General features: G+C 72.1%; 2 protein-coding genes. Both read left to right on the top strand.

From position 1 onward, the window contains the following. A partial coding sequence (locus tag ASC56_RS41025; RefSeq protein ID WP_159039835.1) for an SDR family NAD(P)-dependent oxidoreductase occupies positions 1 to 2223 on the top strand: 2223 nt, incomplete at its 5' end. Positions 2224 to 2269: 46 nt separating this feature from the next. Beyond that, positions 2270 to 3994: type I polyketide synthase (locus ASC56_RS37195; RefSeq protein WP_234377264.1), on the top strand; the 1725-nt coding region annotated here is incomplete at its 3' end.

Here is a 3994-nt window from a genome sequence, read left to right on the forward strand (position 1 = left end):
TTTCAGCGGCAGCGGTATTGGCTGGAGCCGGTCAGGGCGGTGTCCGGGTCGGTGGATGGGGTGGAGGCGGAGTTCTGGCGGACGGTTGAGGCGGAGGATCTGGAGGGGCTGGCGCGGACGCTGGGTGTGGGGGATCCCTCCGGGCTGGCGGAGGTGGTACCCGCCCTGTCGACATGGCGGCGCTCCCGTCAGGAGCGCTCCACACTGGACAGTTGGCGTTACGGCGTCGTCTGGCGACGCGTCCGTGAGCCGGGTCCTGCCGACTTGGACGGTACCTGGCTGCTCGTCGTCCCCGAGAGGCATGACGACGAGGACCTGGTTGCGGCCGTGGAACGCGTCGTCCAGGAAGCCGGAGCCCGCGTGGTGCGGTTCGTCGTGCCGGACGCCGCGGACCGCGCCGAGCTGACGGAGCGGCTGATGTCGGAACTCCCCTCCGACGAGGCGCCGGCCGGTGTTCTGTCGCTTCTCGCCCTGAACGACCGTGCCAGTGAACGGAGTTCAGGCGTCTCGCTCGGCACGCTCGGTTCCCTGGTACTGGCGCAGGCCCTGGACGACGCCGGAGTGCCCGGGCGGCTGTGGAGCCTCACCCGAGGTGCCGTGACGGTAGCCGAGGGCGACTCGCCGGCGAACCCCGCTCAGGCGGCGGTATGGGGCCTCGCCCGGGTCATAGGTCTCGACGACCCCGATCGCTGCGGTGGTCTTGTCGACCTCCCCGCCGACGATGCCCCCTCCGGCGTACGGTTCCTTCCGGCGTTGCTCGCGGACACGGGCGCGGATGCCACCGGCCGGGAGACCGAGTACGCCGTACGCCATGGTGGCGTCAGCGTCCGGCGCATGGTCCGCATGCCGTTGACCGCTTCCGCGGCGGCGACGGACCCATGGCGACCGCGCGGCACCGTGCTCGTCACGGGCGGAACGGGCGCTCTCGGCGCGCACGTCGCGCGCTCGCTCGCCCAGGACGGTGCCGAGCACCTGCTGCTCGTCAGCAGGCGCGGGCCCGAGGCTCCGGGCGCGGCCGAGCTGGAACGCGAACTTGTCGAGCACGGCTGCCGGGTGACGGTCGCCGCCTGCGACGTGACCGACCGGGAGGCGCTGGCCGCGCTTCTGGCCGCGCTTCCGGCCGAGTTCCCGTTGACGGCCGTGGTGCACACGGCCGGTGCCGTGGAGCAGGCACGCCTCGTCACCGACCTCACGCCCGAGGACGCGGTCGCGGTGATGCACGGCAAGGTCGTCGGGGCGCAGAACCTCGAGCATCTGCTGGCAGATCACCCGCTGGAAGCCTTCGTCCTCTTCTCCTCCGGAGCCGGGGTATGGGGCAACGGCGGCCAGGCCCCGTACGCCGCCGCCAACGCCCACCTGGACGCCCTCGCCGCCCGGCGGCGGACCCAGGGTCTGCCGGCCACCTCGATCGCCTGGGGAGCCTGGGCCGGGGGAGGCATGGTGGACGAGGAGGTCGGCGAGCAGCTGCTGCGGAGGGGCGTCCCCGCGATGCCCCCACAGCTCGCGGCGCGCGCGCTCAGGGAAGCCGTCGCCGCCGAAGAGTCGACGCTCGTCGTCGCCGACATCCGCTGGGATCGCTTCGTACCGGCGTACTGCGCACACGGGCATCGGCCCCTCATCGACGAGGTGCCCGAGGTCCAGGAGCTGCTCGCCGCGCAGCACGCCGAACGGAACGCCTCGGACGAGGACACGGCGGACGCCTCGATCCCGGCTCTACTGCGGGAACTGGCCGACCTGCCCGAGGACAAGCGCCGGCGAAAGCTGGTGGAGCTGATCCGCAGCCACGTCGGAGCCGTGCTCGGCCTCGGAACCGGCGACGGAGTGAAGCCGGGACGGGCGTTCCGCGACATGGGCTTCGATTCCCTCACCGCCGTCGAACTGCGCAACCGGCTCGGCGCGGCCTTCGGTACCAGGCTCTCCGCGACCATCGTCTTCGACCACCCCACACCCAACGCCCTCGCCGACCACCTCGCCGCTGAACTGCTGCCGCCCCCGGGCGACACCGTGGCCGAGGTGCGTCCCGGCCTGGCAGAGGTGCACGCCGCGTACCACCGGACCACCGACCCCGACGCCCGGCGGGCGCTCACCGAGGCGCTGCGCACCCTCCTCGACAGCTGGGCGGAGACCGACGAGCCGATGCGACCGGCCGTCGACGAGGAACTGGTCGGCGCATCCGACCAGGACATGTTCGACCTGATCGACAGGGAACTCGGGATCTCCTGAGCGGCGCCCCGTCATGACTCCCGATTCTCGAAGGGCTGGCTTTCCCATGGCACACACGGAACGCACCGAGGACAAGCTCCGCGACTACCTCAAGCGGGTCACGACGGACCTGCGGCAGACCCGCCGCAGGCTCGCCGACATGGAGACGCGTGCGCAGGAACCCATCGCCATTGTGGCCACGGCCTGCCGTATGCCCGGCGGTGTGCGGTCCCCCGAGGACCTCTGGCAGCTGGTCCTCGACGGCACCGACACCGTGTCGGCCCTCCCCACCGACCGCGGCTGGGACCTCGACTCCCTCTACGATCCCGACCCCGACCGAACCGGCACCAGCTACGTCCGTGAGGGAGCCTTCCTCTATGACGCCGCCGAGTTCGACGCCGGGTTCTTCGAGATCTCGCCGCGCGAGGCGATCGCGATGGACCCGCAGCAGCGCCTGCTGCTGGAGACGACCTGGGAGGTCTTCGAACGGGCGGGCATCGACCCGAACACCCTGCGCGGCAGCAGTACCGGCGTCTTCGTCGGCTCCAGCAACCAGGGTTACGCCGTCGACGGCGCCAACGCGCCCGAGGGCGTCGAGGGCCACATCCTGACCGGCGGCTCCGCTGCCGTCCTCTCCGGCCGGGTCTCCTACAGCTTCGGCTTCGAGGGCCCCGCGGTCAGCCTCGACACGATGTGCTCGTCGTCGCTCGTCGCCCTTCACATGGCCGTACGGTCCCTGCGCTCCGGCGAGTGCTCCCTCGCCGTCACGGGCGGAGTGACGGTCATGGCCACCACCCGGAACTTCGTGGAGTTCAGTCGGCAGCGCGGTCTGGCGGAGGACGGCCGGTGCAAGCCGTTCGCCGCGGGAGCGGACGGCACAGGCTGGGGTGAGGGCGTCGGTGTCGTCCTGCTCGAACGGCTCTCGGACGCGCGCCGCAACGGCCATCGGATTCTCGCCGTGATCCGTGGTTCGGCGATCAATCAGGACGGTGCGTCGAATGGTCTGACGGCGCCGAACGGTCCCTCGCAGCAGCGGGTGATCCGGGCGGCGTTGGCGGATGCGGGTCTGTCGGTGGCGGACGTCGACGTGGTGGAGGCGCACGGTACGGGGACGAAGCTGGGTGACCCGATCGAGGCGCAGGCGCTGCAGGCCACGTACGGGCAGGACCGCCCCGAGGACCGGCCGCTGTGGCTCGGCTCGCTCAAGTCCAACGTCGGCCACACCCAGGCCGCCTCGGGCATTGCCGGTGTCATCAAGATGGTGCAGGCCATGGAGCACGGCATCCTTCCGAAGAGCCTCCACGCCGACGAACCGACCCCTCATGTGGACTGGTCCTCCGGCGCCCTGCGCCTGCTCACCGACGCCGTTGCCTGGCCCGACACCGGCCGGCCCCGCCGGGCGGGTGTGTCGTCCTTCGGCGGCAGCGGCACCAACGCCCATGTCGTCCTCGAACAGGCGCCGCACGAGGAAGCCGACCAAGAGGCGGAAACCCCGCGGACGCGGCCCGCCGGCCCGACCGTGCTCCCGTGGCTGGTGTCGGCCCGCTCGGAGGCCGCGCTGAAGGCGCAGGCCGAGCGGCTCGCGGTCGGCGTCGAGACCGGCGACCTCGACGCCGCGGACGTCGCCCACACCCTCGCCACCGGCCGTGCCTTCCTGGAGGAGCGCGCGGTCGTCGTCGGCGCGGACCGGGACGAACTCCTCACCGCGCTGAAGGCCGTGGCCCGCGGTGAACGGCCGGCCACCACCGCGCGCGGCCTGGCCGAGAACCCCGGTGAACCCGTCGACACCGTC

Origin of the sequence: Streptomyces sp. TP-A0356, assembly GCF_001417775.1 — a bacterium.
Lineage (GTDB): Bacteria > Actinomycetota > Actinomycetes > Streptomycetales > Streptomycetaceae > Streptomyces.